Here is a 25,762-nt window from a genome sequence, read left to right as displayed (position 1 = left end):
GATGATCAGTGTCTTCGACATCTTCAAAATCGGCATCGGACCCTCGTCCTCGCACACTGTCGGCCCCATGCGCGCCGCCAATCGCTTCGTGCAGTCGCTGCGCAAGCAGGGCCATTTCATCCATACCCACCGCGTCGAAACGGTGCTCTACGGCTCGCTGGCCTGGACCGGGCACGGGCATGCCAGCGATATCGCGGTGATCCTGGGCCTCGCTGGCGAGGAACCGGAAACCGTCGATCCCGAGACCGTCGCCGCGATCGTCGAAGACGCCACCAGCAAGGGCATGCTCGCGCTCGGTGGGCGCCGGGCCATGAGCTTCGAGCGCAACCGCGACATCGTCTTCGACCGCAAGACCCCGCCCAAGGGACACCCCAACACCCTGTCCTTCACGGCTTGGAACGAGGGCGGCACCGCCCTCGCCACGGAATTCTACTATTCCATCGGCGGCGGTTTCGTGCTGGCAGAGGGCGAAGGTGCCACGGCGCGCGAGACGACGGAGGTCCCCTACCCCTTCCGCAGTGGTGCCGACTTGCTGCGCCTGGGCAGCGAGCACGACCTGACCATCGGCGGCATCGTCCTCGCCAATGAGATGGCGAACCAACCAGAAGCCACCGTGCGCGAGCGGCTCGCCGGAATCCGCGTCGTGATGGATGCGGCCATCGACCGCGGCATGCGCCAGGAGGGCGAATTGCCAGGCGGATTGCGCGTGAAGCGCCGGGCCAAGGCCCTGCATGACCGCCTGCTCATCGATATCGGCCGCAATGTCCGTGCCCCCCATGAGATGATGGACTGGGTCTCCCTTTTCGCCATCGCCGTGAACGAGGAGAACGCCGCCGGCGGGCGCGTGGTGACGGCGCCTACCAACGGCGCAGCGGGCATCGTGCCGGCAGTGCTGCGCTATTACCGGGATTTCTGTGACTATTCGGAAGCCGGCGCCGACGAGTTCCTGCTCACGGCTGCCGCAATCGGCATGTTGTTCAAGATGAACGCCTCGATCTCCGGTGCCGAGGTCGGCTGCCAGGGTGAAGTCGGAGTTGCCGCCTCGATGGCTGCGGGGGGCCTTGCCGCCGCGCTCGGCGGCAATATCGCCCAGGTCGAGAATGCCGCCGAGATCGGCATGGAGCATCATCTGGGCATGACCTGTGACCCGATCGGCGGCCTGGTACAGATTCCCTGCATCGAACGCAATGCCTTCGGGGCCAACAAGGCGATTGCCGCCGCATCCCTCGCCTTGCGCGGCGACGGCACCCATAAGGTCAGCCTCGATCAGGTGATCACCACTATGCGCATCACCGGCGCGGACATGCAGTCCAAATACAAGGAAACCTCGCAGGGCGGCCTCGCGGTCAATGCGGTGGAGTGCTGACGCTTTTCAGCGCTCTCCCCGAAACTGCCTTCCGCCCAGCAAGGCCGACGACCTTCAATGCAGAGTTCGAAAACCTTGCACTCCTCTCGTGCCTGGTCCAGAACGCTTTGAACGCCATTTCCTCCCCTTGCCTGAACCATGCCTGATCTCGCTGGCCAGATCCTCATTCTCACCGGGCCTCCGGGATCGGGAAAAACCACCACTGCCCGTGCCCTGGCCGCCGAGCCCGGTGCACCCGCGGTGCATCTGCATGCCGACGATTTCTGGCACTTCGTCAAGAATGGAGCGATCCCGCCTTATCTCCCGCAGGCGCATCGGCAGAACGAAGTCGTGATCGACGTGCTCGCCCGTACCGCGGAAGCCTATACCAGCGGCGGCTATTTCGTGATCGTGGACGGCATCATCGGCCCCTGGTTCCTGCCACCCTTCAGAACACTCGCCCCACCGCTGCATTATGTGGTGCTGCGCCCGCCGCTCTCGGCCGCCATCGAACGCTGCCGCCTTCGCGGCGGCGACACGCTCAGCGATCCCGAACCGATCACTGCCCTGCACGAGCAGTTGTCCTTGCTGGGGCCGCTTGAGCGCCACGTCATCCCGACCGCGGGGCAATCCCCGTCCGACACGCTCATGGCCGTCCGCCAGGCTGCGGCCAGCGGTTCGTTCCGGCTGGTACACTGACGGGCTTGGTGAAGCTTCGGCAATTTCTTGCGTTTCGAGCCGTCATCACCATGATTTTGACGTGAGAATCGGTCAGTCGAAGGCTTCTACATCTTTGACGAGCCTAAATTCCGGCCGTCAACCTTCGCTACACTCTTGTGGTGCATGGTCTTTTGCTGCAAAACGCAGCGCCTCCCCGCCGTGCGAAGCGGCCAGACGCAACAGGGCAACCGAACACTTCATGGCTTCCGATAATCGGGCTTCGAAAATTCGTATCGCTCTCGACGCGATGGGGGGCGACCACGGCCCCACGGTCGTGATTCCAGCCGCCGAGCTGGCGCTCACCCGCCATCCCGATCTGAGCTTCTCATTCTATGGCGACGAGGCCACCATCGCCCCGTTGCTGACGGCCCATCCGCGCCTTCAAGCCGTTTCCAGCGTCCATCACACCGATGTCGCCATCCGCATGGATGACAAGCCGAGCCATGCCCTGCGCTATGGCCGCAAGAAATCCTCGATGTGGCTGGCCATCGACGCCATCAACAAGGGCGAGGCCGACGCCACCGTCTCGGCCGGCAATACCGGCGCGTTGATGGCGATGGCGCGCTTCTGCCTGCGCACGCTCGCCGAAATCGACCGCCCCGCCATCGCCGCTCTGTGGCCGACCTTGCGGGGCGAATCGATCGTCCTCGACGTCGGCGCCTCCATCGGAGCCGACTCCAACGCCCTGATCGACATGGCGGTGATGGGCGCGGCCATGGCCCGTATCGTGCTGGGCGTAGAGCGACCCACGGTTGGCTTGCTCAATGTCGGCGTCGAGGAGGTCAAGGGCCTCGAAATGGTGCGCGAAGCCGGCCGTATCCTGCGCGAGACCAGCCTGCCCGATCTGACCTATCACGGTTTCGTCGAGGGGGACGATCTCGGCAAGGGCACCGTCGACGTGGTGGTGACCGAGGGCTTTGCCGGCAATATCGCTCTCAAGACCGCAGAAGGCACGGCCAAGCAGATCGCCTCCTATCTGCGTTCGGCCATGTCGCGCACCTTGATGGCGCGCATCGGCTATCTCTTTGCCCGCGGCGCCTTTCAGGCCCTGCGCGATAAACTCGACCCCAACCGTGTCAATGGCGGGGTCTTTCTTGGCCTGAACGGCATCGTGATCAAGAGCCACGGCGGCGCCAATGCCGAAGGCTACGCGGCTGCCATCGATCTGGCCTATGATATGGTGAAGCAAGATCTCATGAAGAAAATCACCGAAAGCCTGAGCTTCGACCATCGCGCCGTGATGGTCGCTGCCAGCAATCCGGACGCGGCATAATGGCGACGATTCGTTCCGTCATCCGAGGCATCGGCTCCTACCTGCCCGAAAAGCGCGTTACCAATGAGGAACTGTCGAAGCACGTCGACACCACCGACGAATGGATCGTACAGCGCACTGGCATCCGCGCGCGCCATCAGGCGGCCGAGGGCGAATTCACCTCGCATCTCGCCACCAAAGCCGCCGAGCGCGCTTTGGCCGATGCCGGCCTGAAGGGCTCCGACATCGACCTGATCGTGCTGGCGACATCGACGCCCGACAACACCTTCCCCGCCACGGCCACCACCGTGCAGGCCAATATCGGCATGACCGGCGGCGCTGCCTTCGACGTTCAGGCGGTGTGCACCGGCTTCGTCTACGGTCTTTCCATCGCCGACAATTTCCTGCGCTCCGGCTCGGCCAAGCATGCGCTCGTCATCGGTGCCGAGACCTATTCGCGCATTCTGGACTGGTCGGATCGTACCACCTGCGTGCTGTTCGGCGACGGCGCAGGCGCCGTGGTGGTCGAAGCCACCATGAATGACGGTTCGATCCACGATCAGGGTGTGCTGGCGACCAAGCTGCGCTCGGACGGGCGCCACAAGTCCAAGCTCTACGTCGATGGCGGCGCCTCCACCACCGGCACCGTCGGCAAGCTGCGCATGGACGGCAAGGAGGTCTTCAAGCTCGCCGTCGGCATGGTGCCGCAGATCATCATCGACACCATGGATGATCTCGGCCTGGCCTATGACGCCGTGGACTGGTTCGTGCCGCACCAGGCCAATGCTCGCATCATCCATGCCACCGCCGAGAAGCTCGGCTTGCCGCCGGAGAAGGTCGTGCTCACCGTGGCCGAGCACGCCAACACCTCGTCCGCCTCGATTCCCCTGGCGCTCGACACCGCGGTCAAGGACGGGCGCATCAAGCGGGGCGACCTTGTCCTGCTCGAAGCCATGGGCGGCGGCTTCACCTGGGGCGCAGCCCTGATCCGCTGGTAGTCTGACGAATTTGACGGTTGCCTGAGAGAGGCGGAAGCGAACACCGGTTTCGATTGGTGGTTGACCTTGACCGATTTCGTCAATAGCTTCGCGTTTTCAGTGACATAGAGTCGGGACTTCAGTGCCGGCCCTGCTGGGATGATTTGCGGGGCGGATTCGTGGCGGGACAGGCTTCCCGCAGTTCCGGGTTGCATCGAACGGATAACAGACAGGTGGCCTCTCCATGGCGCCTGTCCAACGTGGGGCATGAAAGCGATGGCGGGAAATACCGTCACAAGAGCAGATCTTTGCGAAGCGGTTTACCAGAAAGTAGGCCTGTCGCGGACCGAGTCATCGGAACTGGTCGAGATGGTCCTGCATGAAATCTCCAGTTGCCTCGAGCGGGGCGAGACGGTGAAGCTGTCATCCTTCGGCTCCTTCGTCGTCCGCTCGAAGGGCGAGCGCATCGGCCGCAATCCAAAGACCGGCAAGGAAGTGCCGATCTCCCCACGCCGCGTCATGGTTTTCAAGCCTTCCAACATTCTCAAGGCCCAGATCAATGGCGAGAATGTCGACGGCATCGTGGACGAATAGGCACCCTATTGGCATGAGCCAGCCAAACCGGTATTGGACTGTTCTGTCCGATACTCTGCGAGCAGCACATTCTGGTTCGCCGGCCAAGGCAGGTTTCATGTTCAGGCACCCCTGAAATCAGCCGGCAATCGCAGCTGCTCTCGCCCGCTGACAGCGGCCATCCCCTTCCCTCTGACGGTTTCACGCTACCACTCGGTGATGTTTTGGGTTGGAAACAAGTGATAAACGCTTGTCTTTCATCACAGAATCGGACGAGTGATAGGGGAAAGGCACGATTCGCCGCTTTCCGCTCGGGAGTCCGGCAGCATGGAAAAAGCACCTGACGCGTTTCGCACGATCAGCGAGGTCGCCGAAGATCTAGACCTGCCCCAGCACGTCCTGCGCTTCTGGGAAACCCGTTTCAGCCAGATCAAGCCGCTGAAGCGCGGCGGGGGGCGTCGCTATTATCGCCCCGATGACATCGATCTGCTCAAGGGCATTCGCTACTATCTCTATGGCGAGGGCTACACCATCAAGGGTGTCCAGCGCATCCTCAAGGAGCGCGGCAATCGGCATGTGATCGAGATCGGCCGGGCCCAGAACGAGGATTATGTGCCGCCCGTCGCCGTGATCCCACGGGCGGACGAGGAAGAGCGTCGCCGCGAGCGGGCCGAATGGCCCGAAGCGGAGGCCGCTGCGCCCGCTGATCCCGCGGGCGATTACGAAGAGGCCGACGATCGAGTCGAGCCAGTTTTCGACGACGAGCCCGAAACCTATGAGTCACCACCGGCCCAGGCCTCGCTGCCACTGTCGTCTCTCGCAGGCCCGCCCATGCGAGCCGAGCCGCGCCCTGCACCGCCCCCGGCCACTCGCGCCGAAAGCGGCAGCGGATTGTCGCTGAGCGACGAACGTCGCCGGCGACTGCAGACGGTGCTGCTGGAACTCGGCGAGTGCAAGCACATACTCGAAGCCGCGCGCGGTTAAAGCGTTTTGCGATTTGGCGGTCACGCCAAGAATCGCAAAGACGCTCCAGGCAATCCGTTGGATTGGCTTGGAACCAAAGAGCTAGATCAAACAAGCGTTTCCGTCTAAACGCGCTTTGCTCTAGGAAACCGGAACGGCATGGCGCCCGGGACCATGGACGCCGCAGCCATGTGTTCGTCGATTGCGACGACCGGCCCTTGGAAGCGTTGCGCATGCCGCATAAGAACGAGCGGACGAGACGCCCGCGGTCCCAGCCGCAGCGTCACAACAAAAAGGCTTCGAAGAATTGGCTGACGCATCTACGCCCGCGGTCCGCAGCGCGAACGCTCCCTATGACGCGGTCATCATCGGCGGTGGCCACAACGGCCTGACCTGCGCCTATTACCTCGCACGGGCCGGCCGAAGGGTGAAGGTGCTGGAGCGCCGCTCCGTTGTCGGCGGCGCCGCGGTGACGGAGGAGTTCCATCCGGGCTTTCGCAATTCGGTGGCCTCCTACACGGTGAGCCTGCTCAATCCCAAGGTCATCCGGGACATGGAGCTGGAACGCCACGGCCTCAAGGTGGTCGAGCGCCAGGCCTCCAATTTCTTTCCCTTCCCCGACGGGCGCTACATCCTCTCCGGTGAGGGCCGCACCCAGACCGAGATCGCCAAGTTCAGCGAGAAGGACGCCGCCCGCTTCCCGGCCTATTGCGACGAGATCGACACCATCGCCGACGTGCTGCGCGATCTCATCCTGGAGACGCCGCCCAACGTCTCCGATGACGGCTGGTTCGGCTCGCTGCCGGAATTATTGCGCGCCGGCAAGCTTGGCCACCGCCTGTCCAAGCTCGACATGCACCATCGCCGCGTCTTGCTCGACCTCTTCACCAAATCGGCGAGCGATTATCTCGACGGCTGGTTCGAGAGCCCCGAGGCCAAGGTGCTGTTCGGCTTCGATTCCATCGTCGGGTCCTATGCCGCCCCCTCGACGCCGGGCTCGGCCTATGTGCTGCTGCATCACGTCTTCGGCGAGGTGAACGGCAAGAAGGGCGCCTGGGGCCACGCCATCGGCGGCATGGGCGCCATCACCCAGGCCATGGCCAAGGCTGCCCGCGAGGCCGGCGCCGAGATCGAGACGGACGCCCCGGTCCACCGGCTCATCGTCGAAAAGGGCGTTACGGCCGGTGTCGAGCTGGAAGATGGCCGCATCATCCGCACCAAAGCCGTCGCCGCCAATATCGGACCGCGCCTGCTCTTCGACAAGATCGTGCCCGAAGACGCCGTACCGGCCGACTTCCTGCAGCGTATCAGACGCTTCAAATGCGGCTCGGGCGTGCTGCGCATGAACGTGGCGCTCTCCGAGCTGCCTGATTTCACCGCCCTGCCGGGACGCGAACAAGGTGTCCACCACACTGCCGGCATCATCATCGGGCCGAGCCTCGACTACATGGAAGATGCCTTTCTCGAGGCCCGCCGCCATGGCTGGAGCCGGCAGCCCATCGTCGAGATGCTGATCCCCTCCACGCTCGATGATACGCTTGCGCCCCGGGGCCAGCACGTCGCCAGCCTGTTCTGCCAATATGTGGCACCGCAACTGCCGAACGGCGAAAGCTGGGATGCTCATCGCGAGGAAGTCGCCGACCTGATGATCGACACGGTCGAACGCTACGCGCCCGGCTTCAAGCAGAGCGTGCTTGGACGCCAGGTGCTGACGCCGCTCGATCTCGAACGGGTGTTCGGCCTCGTCGGCGGCGACATCTTCCACGGTACATTGTCGCTCGATCAGTTGTTCTCGGCCCGGCCCATGCTTGGCTATGGCGATTACCGCACGCCCGTGAAGGGGCTCTATATCTGCGGCTCCGGCACCCATCCCGGCGGCGGCGTCACGGGCGCCCCAGGCCACAACGCCGCTCGGGAGATGCTCTGCGACCGGGTCTGATTGAGTGGTAGTGGTAGCGGTGGCGGGCAGACGCCCCGCCACCCATCACTGAGCCACGTAATTGCCCACGGTGCTGCGAGCCGTTACCCAGCCCCGATCACAACAACTCCTCGATGGCGATCGGGAAGCTTCTCACGCGCTTGCCGGTCGCATGCCAGACGGCATTCGCCACCGCGCCCGCCGTACCGGTGACGCCGATCTCGCCGACGCCCTTGATGCCGAGCGCGTTCACATGCGGGTCGTGCTCCTCGACCAGGATGGCCTCCAGGGACGGCACGTCGGCATTGACGGGCACGTGGTATTCGGCGAGATCCGCATTCATGATCCGCCCCGAACGGTGGTCAACAACCGCATGCTCGTGCAAGGCGAAGGACACGCCCCAGATCATGCCCCCCAGATACTGGCTGCGAACCAGATGCGGATTGACGATCCGGCCCGCGGCAAAGGCGCCGACGAGGCGGCTGACACGTACCTGTCCGAGATCGGGATCGACCTTGACCTCGGCGAAAACTGCGCCGTGGGCATGCATGGCGTAATTGGCCTGCGACGCCGGATCGGCGCTGCTGCGGCCCCGAGCCTCGATCTCCGACAGCCCCGCCCGGACGAGGATGTCGCCATAGCTCTCGCTGCGGCTCTCGTCGTCGCGGCGGAAGAGCCGCCCCTCGCGGGCGATCACACCGGCATTGCCGGCCCCGAACAGCGGCGAGCGCTCATCGCCTACAGCCAGTTCGGCCAGCCTGGCGATTACCGCCGCGCCAGCCTCATGAATCGCGGAGCCGGCCGTGGCCGTATGCGCCGAACCACCGGCGATGCCCGCATCCGGCAGGTCCGAGGTGCCGGCGCGAAATTCCACGCGATCGAGATCGAGCCCCAGGCCATCGGCGGCGATCTGGGCCAGGGCAGTCCAGGCGCCCTGCCCCATGTCATGGGCGCCGGTTTCCATCAGGCCGGAACCGTCTTGCCGGATCACGGCCCGCGCCTCGGCCTGGAACATCAAGGCCGGGAAGATCGCTGTGCCCATGCCCCAGCCGACGAGAAAGCCGGCCTCATCGCGCATCTGGCGGGGAGCAAGCGGCCGACCGGCCCAGCCGAAGCGCTTGGCGCCTTCGGCATAGCATTCGCGCAGGGCCTTGGAGGAGAAGGGCTTGCCAGTGGTTGGCTCGATCTCCGCATAGTTCCTGAGCCGGAACTCGAGCGGATCGATACCGCTTGCCCAGGCCGCCTCGTCCATCGCGCTTTCCAGGGCAATGGAGCCGGAGGCCTCGCCGGGCGCACGCATGAACAGCGGCGTTCCCGTATCCGTCCGCACGGCGTCATAGGTGGTGGCGATGGCGGGACTGGCATAAAGCGCATGCGAGGCACCGGCCGCCGGCTCGAAGAAATCGTCGAAGGTCGACGAGGCCGTCAGGGCGTGATGGACCAGCGCCGTCAGCGCCCCGTCTTTGGCAACTCCGAGTCGCAAGGTCTGGCGGGTCGGGGCACGATGACCCACCGGCCCGTACATCTGATCGCGCCTCAGCACGAGCTTCACCGGCCGGCCGACCAGGCGGGCGGCCATGATCCCCAGGATCTGGGGACCGGAAACGAGCCCCTTGCAGCCGAAGCCGCCGCCGAGAAACGGGCTGCGGATGTGGATCTTGTCGGGCGCTATGCCGAAAAGCCCGGCAATGCGGCCCTGCGCCATCGCCATGCCCTGGCTGGGCGTATCGATCGACAGGGTGTCGCCCTGCCAATGCGCGACGATGGCATGCGGCTCGATCGGATTGTGATACTGGGCAGGGGTCTCGTAGACGGCTTCCACTTGGCTGTCCGCCCTGGCAAAGCCGGCCTCGATATCACCATGAACGGCTTGCGACGGATTGCCGACGCCCACGGCCGACGGCACGAAACTGTCGCCGTCGAGCCCAACTCGCGCCGTCTCGGCCTCGTAACGCGGCGCCAGCAGCGCGGCGCCTTCCGTAGCCGCTTCCAGCGATTGCGCGATCACCACTGCGATCGGCTGGCCAGCATAGCGCACGCGATCGTTCTGCAGGAGATCGAGCCGGAACATGAAGGGATGGTCCTTGGCATCCGGATCCTGCGCCAAGGGGGGCTTGTGGTCTGATGTCATCACCTCCACCACGCCCGGATGGGCCTTGGCGGCTTGGATGTCGAGGAAGGCAACCCGGCCGCGGGCAATCTGCGCCACAGCCGTTACGGCATAGAGCATTCCGGCAGGATGATTGTCGGCCGCATAGCGCGCGGCCCCGGTGACCTTGAGGACGCCATCGCGGCGCGTCAGGGGTTGGCCGATATTGGAACCGTGCCGGACATGAGCCGGAGCACGGTTGAGCTTGAGGTCGGGCGTGACGGGTTCAGGCATCTCGGCGTGCTCCGGGCTGCGTTGAGAAGGGAGAACCTGGCAGAGCAGGAACGCGATCCGGCGTGCCGGCGGCCGCTTCGGCCAAGGCGCGCACGAGCGTGCGGCGCGCCAGTTCGATCTTGAATTCATTGTCGCCCGAGGGCTTCGCTTCGGCGAGAGCCGCCTGTGCCGCGCGTTGGAAGGCGGCTTCGTCCGGCGCCGAGCCGACCAGGATCGCCTCCGCTTCGCTGGAGCGCCACGGCTTAGCCGCGACGCCGCCGAGCGCCAGCCGAGCCGCTTCGATCACACCGTCCTTGAGGCGCAAGGCTGCTGCCGCCGACACCACCGCAAAGGCATAGGACGTCCGCTCGCGGACCTTGAGATAGCGCGCATGGGCGGCAAAGAGTGCGGCATCGGCGGGCAGCCGCACCGCCACGATCAGATCGCCGGCGTCGAGGGCGGTATCGCGCTCCGGCAATTCGCCCGGCAGGCGATGCAGATCCGCAAGCAAGATCTGGCGAGCCCCTGCCTTGCCCTCGATTTCCACCACCGCGCCAAGAGCCGCCAGCGGCACGCAGAAGTCGGATGGATGCGTGGCAATGCAGGCCTCGCTCCAGCCCAATATCGCGTGCAGGCGATTCTCGCCGCCGTGGGCATCACAACCGGACCCCGGCGCGCGCTTGTTGCAGGCGCCGGTAACGTCGAAGAAATAGGCACAGCGCGTGCGCTGCATCAGATTGCCGCCGACCGTAGCCGCATTGCGCAACTGCCCGGATGCGCCCGACAGCAGAGCTTCGGCGACCGCGGGATAGGTTTTTGCGAAAGCCGGATCATGGGCAAGGTCGGCATTGCGCACCAGCGCACCGATCCGCACACCACCGTCGGGAAGCCAGTCGATCCGTCCGAGATCCGGCAGGCGGGTGACGTCGACGAGCCGGTCGGGACGGCTCACGCCGGTCTTCATCAGGTCGAGGAGATTGGTACCGGCGGCAAGAAAGGCAGCGCCAGGCTGTGAGGCCGCCGCAACCGCATCGGCGATCGTCGCCGGCCTCACATAATCAAAGCTCTTCATGCCGATTTCCTCCGTCCGCTCTCGGCGAGGACATGGTGGGCTTCCAGAACGGCCTCGGTGATACCGGCATAGGCGGAACAGCGGCACAGATTGCCGCTCATGCCCTCGCGGATACGCTCGGGATCCTCCCCGGCCTGGCCCTCGCGGATCAGGCCGATCGCGCTCATGATCTGGCCTGGCGTGCAGAAGCCGCATTGAAAACCATCATGGGTGATGAAGGCCGCCTGCATGGGGTGAAGATGGTCACCCTGCGCTACGCCTTCGATGGTTTCGATCTCCGCACCATCATGGCTGACGGCAAGTGCCAGGCAGGAATTGATACGGCGGCCATCGACTAGAATGGTGCAGGCGCCGCATTGCCCGCGGTCGCAGCCCTTCTTGGTGCCGGTGAGATCGAGGCGCTCCCGCAGGAGGTCGAGAAGCGTCACCCTGGGATCGTCGAGTTCGACGTGACGTTGCTCACCGTTCACGGTGAGGCTAATGGAGAAAGTCATACACTGCTCCAATCGACTGATTTCTGGCTGTCGAGGCTGCCAAGAGCAAAGCGCTTTTGGGTGTGGCCGATTCCTCGGATCGAAAAGCGCTTGTCTCTTCAGAGTCTCCGGAGGAGCGCGATCCGGATGGATCGAACTCCGGGCTTCAAGCCGCGAGACACAATCTGGGCGGCCGGATGCAAACGGGGTGCCCAACGGGATCGGGCATCGATTTGATTGGAAAGCATCTGTCTGATTTGATGCTCATGCTGTATTTATACGGAGGGATCCTCCGTTTTGCAAGAGGCAGGCTGACTGAATTCAGATGGTGGAGCGAACCGAGAAAACAAGCCGCAGACCGCGCGCCGATGCGATCCGCAATCGAGAGCGGCTGCTGGCGGCCGCCAAGACCGTCTTCAGCTTGGGGGGATCCGGGGCGAGCCTGGAAGCGATCGCGAGGCAGGCGGAAGTCGGCATCGGCACGCTTTACCGCCATTTTCCCACCCGCGAATCACTGTTCGAGGCGGTCTATCGGCAAGAGGTGGACCATCTGAGCGAATTGGCGGAGCAGCTGAAGGACGAGATGGAGCCGGTCGATGCCGTCCGCCGCTGGCTGCATGCCAATGTCCAGCTGGTCGCCACCAAGAAAGGCATGCTGACGGCCTTGGCTCTCGCCGCCTATGCACCATCCGAACTCTATGCCTATTCCTTCGATCGCCTGACCAAGGCGCTCGGCGCCCTCCTGGACCGCGCCATTGCCGCAGGCCAGATGCGGACGGACGTCGCACCGGAAGACCTGCTGCGGGCCCTGGTGGGCATGTGCTACATGCGCGACCATCCCGGTTGGCTGGAAGCGGTACAGCGGCTCGTCGACGTTTTCGTCGACGGCCTGTGCGTTGGAGCTGCAAAGGCAGGGTGAGTATCCGGTCGGGGAGTCTTCTGCCGATCAGCTTGCCTTCCGGATCCGCACCGGCACGGATTTGTAGGAGGGCGTACCGCTTTCCTCATCCTTGTAGTCGAGAGGCACCAGCCCATTGGCTTCGGGATAATAGGCCGCGACCGAGCCACGGGCGATATCATAGGCAATGGCCGTGAGGCTGAGGCGCCGAGGTTCGCCCGACGGCAGCGCTGTCTCGACCTCGACGAGATCGCCATGCTCCAGGCCCAATCGGGATAGATCATTCGCGTTCACGAACAACACGTCGCGACGGCCGAACACACCGCGATAGCGGTCGTTCAAGCCATAGATCGTGGTGTTGTACTGGTCGTGGCTGCGTATGGTCGCCAGCTTGAGGATGCTGGTATCGGCGCTGGCTGGGTCCTCTTCCAACCCCTTGAAGGGCAGGAACTCGGCCTTGCCCGACGGGGTCGGCCAGATGCGCTCGGTCGGCGGTAGGGGCAGGCGGAAGCCGCCGGGGATGCGAATGCGCTGATTGTAGTCCTTGAAATCCGGCAGGACATTCTCGATGGCGTCACGGATGAGATCGTAATCGGCGACCATCTCGGCCCAATAGACCTTGCTGTTGGGCAGCGTCGCCATGGCCATGCCGGCGACGATGGCCGTCTCGGAGCGAAGATGCTCCGATGCCGGCGGCAACCTGCCACGCGAGGCATGCACCATCGACATCGAATCCTCCACCGTGACAGCCTGAGGCCCGCTCGCCTGCATGTCGCGCTCGGTCCGTCCCAGCACCGGCAGGATGATCGAGTGCTTGCCGACGAGCAGTTGCGAGCGGTTCAGCTTGGTGTCGAGATGCACGGCAAGGTCGAGCTTGCGCATGGCCGCGTGGCAGCGGTCAGGGTCCGGCATGGCGACGGCAAAATTGCCGCCCAGACAGATCAGGACTTTCGAGCTGCCCGCATCGATCGCTTCCATGGTGGCCACCGCATCATGGCCGTGATGCGTCGGCGGCTTGAAGCCGAAGGTGCGTTCGATGCCCTCGAACAAGGGTGTGTTGGGCCTTTCGGTAACGCCGACCGTACGATTGCCCTGCACGTTGGAATGGCCGCGCAAGGGGCAGATACCGGCTCCCGGCTTGCCGAAATTGCCTTTCAGCAGGAGGAGGTTCGCGATCTGCTGGACGTTGGCGGTTCCCCGATTGTGCTGCGTGATGCCCATGCCATAGGCGACAATGGTAGCATTGGAACGGGCATAGGCCTCGGCAACGTCACCGAGCTGGGCTTTGCCGAAACCGCTGATGGCCTCGATGGCGTCCCAGGACGTCGCCTTCAGATCGGCGGAGAACTCGGCAAAGCCGCGAGTATGGGCGGCGATAAAATCGTGGTCGAGCACCTGGTTGCCCGAGGCCTCGTCCAACTCGACCAAGGCCTTCATGACCCCCTTGAGGGCTGCGGCGTCCGCACCGACCTTGACCTGATAGTAGGAAGAGGCGATCCGCGTGGAACCGAAGGTGCCCATCTCGATGGCATTCTGGGGGTCGGCGAAACGTTCTAGCGCCCGTTCTTTCAGTGGGTTGAACACGATGATCGGCACGCCACGCCGCGAACATTCATGCAACGTTCCCATCATGCGCGGATGGTTGGTACCCGGATTGTGCCCGAGCGAGAGGATCAGCTCGCAATGGTCGAAATCCTCCAGCGAGACCGTGCCCTTGCCGATGCCGATCGATTGCGGCAGGCCGACGCTGGTGGCCTCGTGGCACATGTTGGAACAATCGGGGAAATTGTTGCTGCCGAATTCGCGGGCGAAGAGCTGAAACAGGAAAGCGGCCTCGTTGGAGGCGCGGCCGGAGGTATAGAATTCCGCCATGTTCGGATCCGGCAGAGCGTGCAATGCAGCGGCGATACGCGCGAAAGCATCGTCCCACTCGATCGGCTGATAAGTGTCCGTCTCCGAATCATAGGCCATCGGGTGGGTAAGGCGGCCCTCGTTCTCGAGGTGATAGTCGCTCCAGCCCAGGAGTTCGGTCACCGTGTGATCGGCGAAGAATTCAGGCGTAACGCGCTTGCTCGTCGCCTCCCAGGTCACGGCCTTGGCGCCGTTCTCGCAAAACTGGAAAGTCGAGCTGTGCTCCTTGTCCGGCCAGGCACAGCCGGGACAGTCGAAACCCTCCGGCTGGTTCATCCGCAAGAAGGTCAGCGGCGCTTCGAGCACTTCCATCTGCGTGCGCACGGCCGCTGCCGTCGCCTTGAGTGCGCCCCAGCCGCCGGCGGGGCTGTCATACGGCCTGATGCCAGGAACGTCGCGCTTGCGGGCCATATGTCCCTCCGCTCCTATGTATCCCATTTGGATCGTCGCGGGTCGCGGCCAGCCAGGCAGCCCTCGCATATCGAGGAGCCTCCCGGATTGTTTCGGCTCAACCCCGATCCAGCTTGCGCGTTCTCCTCATCGTGTCAACCAACATAAAAAGGCGTTCGCCGACGGCCCATTGGGGGCACTGAGAAGGCAGGCGAAGACGCCTGCGTTCCCGGACGATTTCAGCCCCTCAGATCTGGGGTGCGTAATCAACAGCCTGCATGGCGCGGTCTTCGATGGCGCCCACCATCTTGCCGTCATGCGCCGCGGTTTCATCCTTGATACGCTGCCACTCCTGATCGGCCATGAAGCGGTCCCAGCTCGCTTTCATGGTCGCAGCATCCGGCCAACGCAGCAGGTAGACAAGTTCCGTCCGCTCCGGCGTGGCCGTCTCCCACAGCGAGACGAAGTCAAAGCCATAGGTCTTCATGATGCGGATGGCATGGTCGCGAAAGCGGGCATGAAAAGCCGCCTTGTTGTGCTCGAATATCTCGTAGATGCGCAATTGATAGATCATCGAATTCTTGCTCCTTCGGGCATCACTGGAGCCGGTATGGAGGGCAAAGGCCGTCGCTACGGCAGCCGTCGCAAATTTCAGGACATCACGTCGGTCCGTGGTCTGAAGATTCATGGCAACCGCTCCAACTCAACTCGGAAGCGATTTTGGTCACTCGGCGATCAATGTAAAATATATTATAGATGAGCGATTGATACCTCTTGAGTATCAAGCTTTGCCACCTGCCTGACAACTTCAACGAAGCTATCGCGGATCGGCGAGGCAATATCGGCCCGCCAACCGAGAACCATATCCATATGGCTCAATTCATCCGGTGCGGCAGTGATGATCGGACAAAAAACCACCCCCTTGCGGTTCTCCTGACAGGCCGAGGCCGGCACCAGCGCGACCCCGAGGCCGCCTGCAACCAGGCCGACGACGGTCTGCATTTCGCAGGCTTCCTGGGTAATGCGCGGCTCGAATCCCTCGTGGCGACATAAGGCGATCAGTTGGTCGTGAAAGCTCACCCCCTCGTTGCGAGGGGTCATGATGAAGCCTTCCCCGGCCAGTTGCTCCAGCCTTATCGCCGCACCCGTCGCAAGGGGATGATCGTCGGGCAAGGCAGCCAGGACCGGCTCGCGCTCGATTCGCTCAAAATGGATATCGTCGGCAGGAACCCCCGGCCAGCGCATGAAGCCGATATCGGCTTGGTTGCCTCGCAAGGTCTCGATCTGCTTGGCCGTTGTCGCCTCGCGCAGAATGAGTTCCACATCCGGGAAACGGGAGCGGAACGTCCGCAGTGCCAACGGAACCAGGTCACGACGGGCCGTGCCGACAAAGGTGATGGCAAGCCGGCCGGTCAGCCCCGCCTCGATCCGGCGTGCCCGCAAAGCCCCCTGCTCCAGGTTTGCCAGGCACGCTTTCGCCGTCTCCAGGAACGCGACCCCCGCCTCGGTCAAGGCGACATGCCGATTGCTGCGTGTGAAAAGGCGTGCGCCGACCTTCTCCTCCAGCTTGCGCACGGCCTGGCTGAGCGGCGGCTGGGCCATGTGCAGGCGTTCGGCGGCGCGATGGAAATGCAGCTCCTCGGCGAGGACGACGAACTGGTGCAGGAGACGCGTCTCGATCATCGGTCAGAACCATTCTGGCCGCGGCGTCGGCCATTTCAAAACGAATGAGGGAGGGCAATGCCCTCCCCCACACGACCATAATCTATCGCAAAAACTCAGTGATGGGCCAGGATGGCCAACAGGAGGAGTGCGACGATGTTGGTGATCTTGATCGCCGGATTGACGGCGGGACCAGCCGTATCCTTGTAGGGATCGCCGACCGTATCGCCGGTCACCGAGGCCTTGTGGGCTTCGGAGCCCTTGAGGTGCTTGGTGCCGTTGGCGTCGATGAAGCCATCCTCGAAGGACTTCTTGGCATTGTCCCAGGCACCACCGCCCGCCGTCATCGAGATGGCGACGAACAGGCCGGTGACGATCACGCCGAGCAGCATGGCGCCCACGGCAGCGAAGGCGTCGGACTTCGAGCCGGTGATCCACAGAACCAGGAAATAGATCACGATCGGGGAGAGCACCGGCAGCAACGAGGGGACCAGCATCTCCTTGATGGCAGCGCGGGTCAGAAGATCAACCGCCTTGCCGTAATCCGGCTTGTCGGTACCCTGCATGATACCAGGCTTCTCGCGGAACTGACGCCGAACCTCCTCGACGATAGCCGAGGCTGCCTTGCCCACGGCGGTCATGGCGATACCACCGAACAGATAAGGGATCAGGCCGCCGAGCAGCAGGCCGACCACCACATAGGGATTGGCCAGCGAGAAGTTCGGCTGCACCCCGGCAAAATAGGGATACTGTGTCGAGTTCGCGGCGAAGTAGGTCAGGTCCGAGGTATAGGCGGCGAACAGCACCAGGGCGCCGAGGCCGGCCGAACCGATGGCATAGCCCTTGGTCACGGCCTTGGTGGTATTGCCGACGGCGTCGAGTGCGTCCGTCGACTTGCGGACTTCCTTGGGCAGGCCGGCCATTTCGGCTATGCCGCCGGCATTGTCGGTAACGGGGCCGAAGGCGTCGAGCGCCACCACCATGCCGGCGAGGCCGATCATCGTCGTCACCGCGATGGCGGTGCCAAACAGGCCGGCCAGCGAGTAGGTCGCGATGATGCCCGCGACGATCACGATGGTCGGCAGCGCCGTCGCTTCGAGCGAGACGGCAAGGCCCTGGATGACGTTGGTGCCGTGCCCCGTGACAGAGGCCTGCGAGATCTGGCGCACCGGCCGATAGCCGATGCCCGTGTAATATTCAGTGATCCAGACGATCAGGCCAGTTACCAGCAGGCCGACGATGCCGCAGGCGAACAGAGCGGTGCCGGTGACATCATGCCCAGCGATGGTGCCGATCGAACCCCAGCCGATGAGGAAATGCGTGGCAACGGCCAGGCCCCCGACCGACAGTACCGCCGAAGCGATGAAGCCCTTGTAGAGTGCGCCCATGATCGACTGGTTGGCACCAAGCTTGACGAAGAAGGTGCCGATGATCGAGGTGACGATGCAGGCCGCGCCGATGCCGAGCGGATAGAGCAGCACATTGGAGAGCACCGGCGTGCCGGCGAACAGGATCGCCGCCAGCACCATGGTGGCGACCACGGTGACCGCATAGGTTTCGAACAGGTCGGCGGCCATACCGGCACAATCGCCGACATTGTCGCCGACATTGTCGGCGATGGTGGCGGGGTTGCGTGGATCATCCTCGGGGATGCCGGCCTCGACCTTGCCGACGAGATCGCCGCCGACATCGGCGCCCTTGGTGAAGATACCACCGCCCAGACGGGCGAAGATCGAGATCAGCGAGGCGCCGAAGCCGAGAGACACCAGCGAATCGATGATCTCGCGCGCCTGCTTGGGATCAGCGAAGGAGAGCTGCATCGGCCCGGTCAGCACATAGTAGTAGACAGAGACACCCAGCAAGGCGAGACCGGCTACCAGCATGCCGGTGACCGCGCCGGCCTTGAAGGCGACTTCGAGCCCCTGCCCCAGCGAGTTCATCGCGGCTTGTGCCGTGCGGACATTGGCCCTCACCGACATGTTCATGCCGATGAAGCCTGCAAGCCCCGAGAGCACCGCGCCGATCAGGAAGCCGATGGCACTCGGGATCGAAAGGAAATAGGCAACCAGGGCAAAGATGATGATACCGACACCGGAAATGGTGATGTATTGGCGCCTGAGGTAAGCCTGCGCGCCTTCGCGCACGTAACCGGCGATTTCCTGCATCCGGGCATTGCCGGCAGGCTGCGCCATCACCGACTGGAATGCCCAGACTCCGTAAACGAGGGAAAGCGCCCCGCACGCAATAATGACCCACAGAGAAAGCATGGACTATATTTTCCTTGTTCTTTACTCTCACAAGCCGCTGAACAAATCGCACGAACGAACCACGCCTGCCCTTCGTATCGAAGGCCAGGATATTGCAGGTGCGGCGAATCCTCCCACCGGAGCCGTTTGATTGTCCGGATTGCCGCGATGCTGCCAAAATCACACGGGCAGCGCAACCGACGCAGTGCGTTGGCGGCAAGTTCTTTCAAAGATCCCAGGTTTCTTTCGAAGAACCTCCTGGTGCGTCACCCGCCGGAAAACTGTCACGCCCCTGTCATCGGCTCTTGCCAAGGAAGTCCACGCTGACGCGTCTTGCGATTTGGCTCCCTCGCCGAAATCGCGAAGACGCATCGAAACAACAAAGACCGAGAATAAAGGCGCGTTTTCTCTTGGCGCGCCGGCGTTCTGGCCACCGAGCGAGATTTTCATGCGCCTTCTCCGGACCGTCCTCCTCACCACCCTCTCGGTTCTGCCGACGCTGGCCGTGGCCGAGCCACTCGTCGTCAAGGAACCTTTCGTTTCCTCCGCCCCGGGCGAGGAGAAGATCGATTTCGCCGGCGGCAGCTTCGTCAATCACGGTCTGGTCGGCGTCGGCCGGCTGAGCGCCGACCTCAAGGACGAAAAGGGCGATACGCTCGGTTCCTTCTCCTCCATGACGATCGATCCCAAGAGCTGGAGCAAGACCGCCAACGGCTATAAGGGCCAGCTTCGGTCCCTGCCGGACCGTGGCTACAACAATCCCGACAAGGGCCTGTTCTTCGATTATCAGGGCCGTGTCCTCGCCTTTGATTTAGCCTTCACGCCCTATTCCGGCCCCACTCTGCCCACTGCGGCGACCTCGCAGGCGCAGATCGAACTCAAGCCACTCGACGACAAGGGCGTCTTCCTCACCGGCCTCGACGGCAAGCCGACGACAGGCGCCGATCCCGCCGACAACACCGTCGAGATGAATGGCTATACCCTGCCCGTGCCGCCGGCCGGAGCGCTTGGCGCCGGCTCCCTGTCCTTCGACGCCGAGTCGATCGCCTACCGCTCCGACGGCAGCTTCTATGTCGGGGACGAATATGCAGCGGCTGTCTATCTGTTCGGTGCCGACGGCAGGCTGAAGGGCGTCATCCCGCCCGGGCCGGCACTCACTCCCACCAAGAAGGGCAAGATCAACTTCACCTCGATGGACGCGCCCGATACCGGCCGGCGCAACAATCAGGGCCTGGAAGCAATCTCGCTGACACCGGACGGCAAGACACTCTATGCCGTGCTACAGAGCGGCACGCTGCAGGACAGCTCCGCCAGCAAGAACCAGGCGAACCGCGCCACCACTCGCATCTATGTCTACGACGTGGCCTCCCACCCGCTACCCAAGACCCCCAAGGCCGTCTATGCGATCGAGCTTCCGGTCTATTCCAAGAAGGGCGACGGCAAGATCGACAGCACCGCGGCCCAGAGCGAGATGGTAGCGCTCGACGATCATCGCTTCCTGCTACTGGCGCGTGATGGCGCCGGCCATGGCTGCGACTGCAAAAACCCCGAAATGTTCAAGGCCATCCTGGTGGTCGACACCAGTGGCGCCACCAACCTCGCGGGCACGGACTATGAAACCGGCACCAAGCCGATCGCGCCCGCCAAGGATGAGCGCAACGTCCTGGACACTGCCATCACCCCTGCCCGCTCGCAGGTGCTGGTCAACCTCTTGAACGCCACCCAGCTCGGCAAGTTCGGCCTCAACATCGACAACGCCAAATCCAATGATCTCACACTGTCGGAGAAGTGGGAAGCCATGACGCTGGTGCCGGCCCTCGATCCGGCCGCTCCGAACGACGCTTTCCTGTTCGTCGGCAACGACAACGACTTTCTCACCCGCAAGGGGGTGATGAAGGGCCAGAGCTATGATGCCGGTCTCACCAACGACACCCTGGTGCTGGCCTATCGTCTGACCCTGCCTGAAGATCTCGCCAAGGCTCTGACGGCAAAGTGAGAATGAAAATAGGGTCCATCCCTCTCTCGAATCGCGAGAGGGAGCCCGGCCTAACTTATCTCTCCGGCGGCTTCAGAAGTGGCTGAAGCTGCCCCGGGCAAAGTGAAGTTCCTCACCCTCGTCGTCGAGCCATCTCGGGGCGCGGTGGCCTGATGTCACCGTACCGATCGGCGTGACCGGCACGCCGGACTCCTGTGCTGCCTCCTCGAAGGCGACGCGCTGTTCGAAAGGCACTGCACAGAGGATCTCGTAATCGTCGCCCCCGGTGAGGGCCGTTTCCAGCAGGCCCGAGTCGAGCTTGCATGCCGCCTGGGCGGCCGGTGAAAGCGGCACGGCACCGAGTTCGAGATCGGCTGACGCTCCGGAAGCCCGCAGCAACTTGGCGAGATCGCCGACGAGGCCATCCGAAATATCCATCGAGGCCGATGCATGAGAGAGCACCGCCGGCGCCAAAGCCGTGCGCGGCTGTGGCAGGAGGTAGCGCCGGGCCAAATAATCGCGCTCCAGCTCCGACAACCCCGCCAAGGCTTGGGCTCTGCGGCGCGCCAACAGGCCCAGAGCCCCGTCGCCGATGGAGCCGCTGACATACAGGGTGTCGCCCGGCCGCGCACCGTCCCGCCGAGGAATGTGATCGGAGGGCACCAGGCCGAAGGCGTTGACGGCGATCGTCAACGGCCCCGTGGTCTTGACCGTGTCGCCTCCCAGCAGAGCGAAGGAGAATTCCAGGCCATCCACCGCCAGTCCCTCCGCGAAACGAACCAGCCAGTCCTCGCGCCAGCCGGGCGGCAAAGCCAGGCAGAGCGTATAGGCATAGGGCTGCGCTCCCTTGGCGGCCAGGTCGGAGAGATTCACGCGCAAGGCCTTGCGCGCGATGAGATCGGGATCGTCATCGGCAAGAAAATGAATGTCGGCGACCAGCGCATCGGTGGTGACAACCAGATGCGCCCCCGCCGGTACGCTCAGCGTCGCCGCGTCATCGGTCAGTCCGCGTGCGCCGGGATGGGTCGCGAGCGGGGCGAAGAAACGGCTGATCAACTGGTCTTCGGTGAGCCGCGTCATGCGAGCACCCCCAAGCGGATTCCTCTTGATCGTGCCCGTGGCTCGATCAAGAGGAATCCGCAAGATATCAAACATTTGCAGAGTTTCCCGGCGAGGCCCGTCCATGGGCCCCGCCGGGAAACTCTGCTTCGCGTTTTGCGATTTGACGGAGTCCGCTAGAATCGCAAAGACATTTCAGCCAATCCGTTGGATTGGCTTGGAAACCTGGCATTAGAGCAAATAAGCGTCCAGTCATGAACGCGTTTTGCTCTGGATCAGGAAGCCTGGAGATGGTCGTTGCGTTCGGCCCTGGCGATCTTGTCGAGCACGGCATTGACCATGCCGGCCTCCTCGCGGTCGAGGAAGGCATGCGCGACACTGACATATTCGGAGATCGTCACCTTCGGCGGAATGTCCTTGCGGTGCAGCAGTTCATAGACGCCGGCGCGCAGGATGGCGCGCAGAATGGCATCCACCCGCTTGAGCGGCCAGCCATCGGCGAGGGCCTGGTCGACCTTGGGATCGATATCGCGCTGTTCACGTACGACACCGCCGACGATGTCGCGAAAGAAGCTCTCCTCGGCAGGCGAATATTCAACGCCGTCGATTTCCTGGCCGATCCAATGGTTTTCGAACTCTGCCAGCACCTCGACGACACTACTGCCGCGGATGTCCATCTGGTAGAGCGCCTGCACGCTGGCAAGGCGCGCAGCGGAGCGTTTCTGGGCCCGGCTCATGCCTCCACCCCATGCAGGCGGCGTTTCAGGGCAACCATGTGCAAGGCCGCATCGGCCGCGCCGCCGCCCTTGTTCATTTCAGCAATACTGGCGCGGACCCGGGCCTGCTCATCATTCTCGACAGTGAGGATGCCGTTTCCGAGCGGCAGGGCCCGTTGCACCGAGATGTCCATCAAGGCGCGCGAGCTTTCGCCGGCTACGATGTCATAATGGGTGGTCTCGCCGCGCACCACGCAGCCGAGGGCCACCGCGCCGTCATAGGCCCGGCCGCGCTGCACGGCGGCATCGAGGGCCATCACGATGGCTGAGGGAATTTCCAGGGCGCCCGGCACGGTGAGCACGTCGAAGCTGCCGCCGGCCGCCTTGATGGCGCCGGTTGCGCCGGTGAGCAGGCCGTCGGCGATTTCTTCGTAGTACCGGGCCTCGACGATCAGGATATGCGGTGGCAGCGGGCCACCAAGGCCGGAGTCGGTGTTCTCGAAGGAAGGAGCGGAAGAACTGGATACACGCCTGGGACCGGCCATGGGAAATCTCGTCTCGGAGGAAAAGGCAGGCCTAGGGAAGACTGCCCGAAAACAACTGGATTGACGGCGTTCCTAGAGCGTTTTGCGATGAGACGGAAGCGTCTCGAATCGCAAAGGCGTGTCGGAACGAAAAACTAGAGTAAACAAGCGTTCAGTCATGAACGCGCTTTGCTCTAGAGCATCATGCCGAAAAGGGGAAGCCGGTTTTGAGCAGGAGCGATGTGACCGCAAAGCATGGCGGCGCGGAGCCTGTCTCAGCCTTCCGCGCGATCGCTCCAGCGCTCCGTGCCGACATCCGCCAGCCGCGCGGCATAGCGCGCCATGGTATCGATCTCGATATTGATCTCGTCCCCCGGCCGCACCTGCCCCCAGGTGGTAACGCACAGCGTATGGGGGATCATCATCACGCCGAAATCCTGCCCGTCTACCCTGTTGACGGTCAAGGAGGTACCGTCGAGCGCCAGCGATCCCTTCTGGGCGATGAAGCGCGCCAGATCGCCAGGGGCGCGGAAAGTGAATTGCGAGGTGCCGTCCTGGTCCTTGCGATCCAGCACGGTGGCGACCCCGTCCACATGCCCGGAAACGATATGCCCGCCAAGTTCGTCCCCGATCCGGAGCGCCCGCTCGAGATTGAGCTTGTGGCCCACGCGCCAGGAGGCCAGCGTGGTGCGCCCGATCGTTTCGGAAGAAGCATCGACGGTGAAGAGCGTATCGCCGCCCGGCCGCAGCGCCAGGCTGGTCAAAGTGAAACAGATGCCGGCCACCGCCATGGAGGCCCCTACCGTCATGGTGTCGGAAGGATAGGAGCAGGCGAACGTGATGCGCTTGGCGGAACCGTGATCCTCCAGCGCGACGATCTCGCCTATGTCGGTGATGATGCCGGTGAACATGGTGGACCTTCAGTTCCTGCGTTGAATGGTCATCGTATCATGTCCGACCATGCGTGCGGCGAGATTGGGCAATTGCCCGTCGATTTTCGCCTGAAGCTGTGGTGCCAGAGCTACTACCCCCTCGCCGATCGGTTCGGGCGAGGTGAACTGCACGAATTCCTCGACGAGATCGGCCTCGACCAGTCCGGCCGCCAGCCGGGGCCCGGCCTCCACCAGGAGGCGCGTGACGCCGCGTGTGCCGAGCAAGCGCAAGGCCTCGCCGAGATCGAGGGATGCGCCCTCGCCGGGCGGCAAGGCCGAGCAGCCGATCCGCATCACCTCAACGCCCGTCTCGACCAGGGTCCGTTCCGGTGCAACCGGTGCATCGGCACGGGCCAGCACCCATACGGGTACCTCGCGCACCGTCTGCACCAGTCGCGAGGCGAGCGGGAGCCGGAGCTTTGAATCGAAGACGATCCTTACCGGCGACTGGGCGGCCATGCCGGGCAATCTCACAGTCAGCATCGGATCATCGGCCAGCACGGTGCCGATGCCGACGGCTATGGCATCGCTCTGGGCCCGCATCATGTGGACATGGGCACTCGCCTCCTCACCGGTGATGCGCACCGGCCGTCCACCGGGACCGGCCAGCTTGCCATCGGCGGAGACGGCGATCTTCACGGTGACCCCGGGCCGGCCGAAGGTCACGCGCGTGATGTGCCCGACATGGGCCTGGAAGGCTTCCTCGGCCAGCACCCCCTCGCGGACTTCGAGCCCATAGCGCCGGAGCATGTCGAAGCCGCGCCCTCCCACGCGCGGGTCCGGATCGCGCAAAGCGCCGACGACACGCACAATACCGCCTCGCGCCAAGGCATCGGCGCAGGGGCCGGTGCGTCCGTAATGCGAACAGGGCTCGAGGGTGACATAGGCCGTGGCCCCCTTGGCCAAAGGCCCCGCCTCGGCCAGCGCCTGGGTCTCCGCATGCGGCCGTCCGCCCGGCTGAGTCCAGCCCCGGCCGACGATGACATCGGCGTCACCGACCCGCCTGACGATCACGCAGCCGACGGCTGGGTTGGGCCAGGTATTGCCGAGCCCCCGCCGCCCCAGCGCCAGCGCCGCCCGCATGAAGCGCTCGTCACGCCGCAAGGAGTCGATGGCGGGATTGGGCAGGGCAATAGTCAAGGGACGTCATCAAACCGGCATTGAATGTTCGAAACAGCAGATAGGCTTGCCGCACGCGTCATGCAAGCAAAGCACGGCCATGCCGTCACCTGCCGGTCGAACTCACGCTTCGTCTGCCCGCGTCTCATCCTCGATGCTCAATTCATCCAGGACGGCGGTGAAATCCTTGGCCTCGCTGAAATTGCGATAGACGGAGGCAAAACGCACATAGGCAACGTCGTCGAGGGCCTTGAGCCCCTTCATCACGATGCGGCCGATCTGTTCGGATGTGATCTCGCTCTCGCCGAGACTCTCGATCTGGCGCACCAGGCCATTGACCAGCCGTTCGACGCGTTCTTCGTCAACAGGCCGCTTGCGCAAGGCCGTGCTGATCGAGCGCGAAAGCTTGTCGCGGTCGAAGGTGACCTTGCGGCCCGAACGCTTCACCACCGTCAGTTCACGCAGTTGCACACGTTCGAAGGTGGTAAACCGCCCGCCGCAATCGGAACAGACGCGGCGGCGGCGGATCGAGGTTCCGTCATCGGTGGGGCGACTGTCCTTCACCTGCGTGTCGGGCGCGCCGCAATAAGGGCATTTCATGAATTATTCCCGGGAGCGCGGACATCTCGACAACATGCTCGCATGTCGCGATGTCCGCACTTCCTATACCGCACA

Annotated in this window: 23 protein-coding genes; 9 read left to right on the top strand and 14 right to left on the bottom strand. The window is 63.7% G+C overall.

All coding sequences use genetic code 11. The features are described from left to right. Position 1 precedes the first annotated feature (1 nt). The 7 genes from ACR9ZN_RS33200 (at position 2) to ACR9ZN_RS33170 (ending at position 7,769) form a co-directional block, all read left to right on the top strand. Positions 2-1,366, top strand: coding sequence for an L-serine ammonia-lyase (locus ACR9ZN_RS33200; protein ID WP_481274221.1), 1,365 nt, complete (start codon positions 2-4; stop codon positions 1,364-1,366). A 138-nt stretch (positions 1,367-1,504) separates the two neighbouring features. Then, positions 1,505-2,044, top strand: a complete 540-nt coding sequence (locus ACR9ZN_RS33195; protein WP_481274220.1) for an ATP-binding protein — start codon at positions 1,505-1,507, stop codon at positions 2,042-2,044. Between the two features lie 220 nt (positions 2,045-2,264). Further along, positions 2,265-3,338 carry a phosphate acyltransferase PlsX gene (gene plsX / locus ACR9ZN_RS33190; protein WP_454813460.1) on the top strand — a complete coding sequence of 358 codons (1,074 nt, stop codon included), beginning with the start codon at positions 2,265-2,267 and terminating at the stop codon, positions 3,336-3,338. Next, the gene (locus ACR9ZN_RS33185) at positions 3,338-4,315 is read left to right on the top strand and encodes a beta-ketoacyl-ACP synthase III (RefSeq protein ID WP_434955849.1); all 978 of its coding nucleotides are present in this window, start codon (positions 3,338-3,340) and stop codon (positions 4,313-4,315) included. The genes plsX and ACR9ZN_RS33185 overlap by 1 nt, the downstream gene beginning before the upstream one ends. Before the next feature lie 255 nt (positions 4,316-4,570). Continuing rightward, positions 4,571-4,888 carry an integration host factor subunit alpha gene (locus ACR9ZN_RS33180; RefSeq protein ID WP_434955848.1) on the top strand — a complete coding sequence of 106 codons (318 nt, stop codon included), beginning with the start codon at positions 4,571-4,573 and terminating at the stop codon, positions 4,886-4,888. A 306-nt stretch (positions 4,889-5,194) separates the two neighbouring features. Further along, entirely contained in the window at positions 5,195-5,851 is a 657-nt protein-coding gene (locus ACR9ZN_RS33175; protein ID WP_481274219.1) for a MerR family transcriptional regulator, read from the top strand. A 286-nt stretch (positions 5,852-6,137) separates the two neighbouring features. After that, positions 6,138-7,769: a phytoene desaturase family protein gene (locus tag ACR9ZN_RS33170; RefSeq protein ID WP_454813456.1), complete on the top strand. Its 1,632-nt coding sequence runs from the start codon at positions 6,138-6,140 to the stop codon at positions 7,767-7,769. Between the two features lie 97 nt (positions 7,770-7,866). Here the strand turns inward: ACR9ZN_RS33170 and ACR9ZN_RS33165 are convergent, their stop codons facing one another. From ACR9ZN_RS33165 to ACR9ZN_RS33155, 3 genes are read right to left on the bottom strand one after another with little or no spacing between them, the layout of a single operon-like run. Next, entirely contained in the window at positions 7,867-10,131 is a 2,265-nt protein-coding gene (locus tag ACR9ZN_RS33165) for a xanthine dehydrogenase family protein molybdopterin-binding subunit (protein ID WP_481274218.1), read from the bottom strand. Then, entirely contained in the window at positions 10,124-11,182 is a 1,059-nt protein-coding gene (locus ACR9ZN_RS33160; RefSeq protein ID WP_481274217.1) for an FAD binding domain-containing protein, read from the bottom strand. The genes ACR9ZN_RS33165 and ACR9ZN_RS33160 overlap by 8 nt, the downstream gene beginning before the upstream one ends. Then, positions 11,179-11,676 (bottom strand): (2Fe-2S)-binding protein, encoded by a 498-nt coding sequence (locus tag ACR9ZN_RS33155; RefSeq protein WP_434955843.1) that lies wholly within the window; start codon positions 11,674-11,676, stop codon positions 11,179-11,181. Before ACR9ZN_RS33155 ends, ACR9ZN_RS33160 begins: the two co-directional genes overlap by 4 nt. Before the next feature lie 304 nt (positions 11,677-11,980). Between ACR9ZN_RS33155 and ACR9ZN_RS33150 the strand changes: the two genes are divergently transcribed. After that, positions 11,981-12,574, top strand: coding sequence for a TetR/AcrR family transcriptional regulator (locus tag ACR9ZN_RS33150; RefSeq protein WP_454813452.1), 594 nt, complete (start codon positions 11,981-11,983; stop codon positions 12,572-12,574). A gap of 27 nt (positions 12,575-12,601) precedes the next feature. Here the strand turns inward: ACR9ZN_RS33150 and ACR9ZN_RS33145 are convergent, their stop codons facing one another. The 5 genes from ACR9ZN_RS33145 to ACR9ZN_RS33125 all read right to left on the bottom strand — a co-directional run bounded on the left by ACR9ZN_RS33145 (position 12,602) and on the right by ACR9ZN_RS33125 (position 19,212). Then, positions 12,602-14,875 (bottom strand): FdhF/YdeP family oxidoreductase, encoded by a 2,274-nt coding sequence (locus ACR9ZN_RS33145; RefSeq protein WP_481274216.1) that lies wholly within the window; start codon positions 14,873-14,875, stop codon positions 12,602-12,604. Between the two features lie 226 nt (positions 14,876-15,101). Continuing rightward, positions 15,102-15,542, bottom strand: a complete 441-nt coding sequence (locus ACR9ZN_RS33140) for an NIPSNAP family protein (protein ID WP_481274215.1) — start codon at positions 15,540-15,542, stop codon at positions 15,102-15,104. Positions 15,543-15,604: 62 nt separating this feature from the next. Continuing rightward, positions 15,605-16,537 carry a LysR family transcriptional regulator gene (locus tag ACR9ZN_RS33135; RefSeq protein ID WP_454813449.1) on the bottom strand — a complete coding sequence of 311 codons (933 nt, stop codon included), beginning with the start codon at positions 16,535-16,537 and terminating at the stop codon, positions 15,605-15,607. A gap of 95 nt (positions 16,538-16,632) precedes the next feature. Then, positions 16,633-18,783 (bottom strand): sodium-translocating pyrophosphatase, encoded by a 2,151-nt coding sequence (locus ACR9ZN_RS33130; protein ID WP_434955838.1) that lies wholly within the window; start codon positions 18,781-18,783, stop codon positions 16,633-16,635. 159 nt (positions 18,784-18,942) lie between these two features. After that, positions 18,943-19,212 (bottom strand): hypothetical protein, encoded by a 270-nt coding sequence (locus ACR9ZN_RS33125; protein ID WP_441773840.1) that lies wholly within the window; start codon positions 19,210-19,212, stop codon positions 18,943-18,945. Here ACR9ZN_RS33125 and ACR9ZN_RS33120 point away from each other — a divergent pair. Beyond that, positions 19,211-20,758 (top strand): esterase-like activity of phytase family protein, encoded by a 1,548-nt coding sequence (locus ACR9ZN_RS33120; protein ID WP_481274214.1) that lies wholly within the window; start codon positions 19,211-19,213, stop codon positions 20,756-20,758. The two genes, ACR9ZN_RS33125 and ACR9ZN_RS33120, sit on opposite strands and share 2 nt — an antisense overlap. Positions 20,759-20,830: 72 nt before the next feature. Here ACR9ZN_RS33120 and thiL read toward each other — a convergent pair whose 3' ends face one another. From thiL to nrdR, 6 genes are all read right to left on the bottom strand, one after another. Next, a complete protein-coding gene (gene thiL, locus ACR9ZN_RS33115) occupies positions 20,831-21,817 on the bottom strand; it encodes a thiamine-phosphate kinase (protein ID WP_454813446.1) in 987 nt (328 codons plus the stop codon). Positions 21,818-22,071: 254 nt separating this feature from the next. After that, the gene (gene nusB, locus ACR9ZN_RS33110) at positions 22,072-22,533 is read right to left on the bottom strand and encodes a transcription antitermination factor NusB (RefSeq protein ID WP_441773837.1); all 462 of its coding nucleotides are present in this window, start codon (positions 22,531-22,533) and stop codon (positions 22,072-22,074) included. Then, the gene (locus tag ACR9ZN_RS33105) at positions 22,530-23,057 is read right to left on the bottom strand and encodes a 6,7-dimethyl-8-ribityllumazine synthase (RefSeq protein ID WP_434955833.1); all 528 of its coding nucleotides are present in this window, start codon (positions 23,055-23,057) and stop codon (positions 22,530-22,532) included. The genes nusB and ACR9ZN_RS33105 overlap by 4 nt, the downstream gene beginning before the upstream one ends. Before the next feature lie 254 nt (positions 23,058-23,311). Further along, complete coding sequence (locus tag ACR9ZN_RS33100) at positions 23,312-23,947, bottom strand: riboflavin synthase (protein ID WP_481274213.1); 636 nt, start codon at positions 23,945-23,947, stop codon at positions 23,312-23,314. Between the two features lie 9 nt (positions 23,948-23,956). Then, complete coding sequence (ribD, locus tag ACR9ZN_RS33095) at positions 23,957-25,108, bottom strand: bifunctional diaminohydroxyphosphoribosylaminopyrimidine deaminase/5-amino-6-(5-phosphoribosylamino)uracil reductase RibD (protein ID WP_481274212.1); 1,152 nt, start codon at positions 25,106-25,108, stop codon at positions 23,957-23,959. Between the two features lie 102 nt (positions 25,109-25,210). Continuing rightward, positions 25,211-25,687 (bottom strand): transcriptional regulator NrdR, encoded by a 477-nt coding sequence (nrdR, locus tag ACR9ZN_RS33090; protein WP_434955830.1) that lies wholly within the window; start codon positions 25,685-25,687, stop codon positions 25,211-25,213. Between the last annotated feature and the right edge of the window lie 75 nt (positions 25,688-25,762).

This window comes from Labrys sp. HAY1-8F (assembly GCF_056754975.1).
This window is presented reverse-complemented; position numbering and strand designations above follow the sequence as displayed.